At 46.1% G+C, this 280-nt stretch carries 1 rRNA gene; it reads left to right on the top strand.

The annotated features are described in order from the left end of the window. Positions 1-101 precede the first annotated feature (101 nt). Positions 102-217, top strand: a 5S ribosomal RNA gene (gene rrf / locus BHE89_RS01555). Positions 218-280: the final 63 nt, after the last annotated feature.

The following is a 280-nucleotide window of genomic DNA, read 5'->3' on the forward strand; positions in this document are numbered from 1 at the left end:
TTTGTCAGAGAGACGAAACGATGAAGTAAGCTTGTTTAAGATTGATAATTACTGGTGACGAGCCGTTGAAGGGTGAGTGACGGGTAATAAAACAGAATTTGCTTGGCGGCCATAGCGCAACGGTCCCACCTGATCCCATGCCGAACTCAGAAGTGAAACGTTGTAGCGCCGATGGTAGTGTGGGGTCTCCCCATGTGAGAGTAGGGAACTGCCAGGCATTAATTAAAGCATTAGTGTTAAATAACATTAATCGCAAAAGAATACGCGGAGCGGTAGTTCA

The organism is Shigella sp. FC1967, assembly GCF_001743005.1.
In the GTDB taxonomy this organism is placed as follows: Bacteria; Pseudomonadota; Gammaproteobacteria; order Enterobacterales; family Enterobacteriaceae; genus Proteus.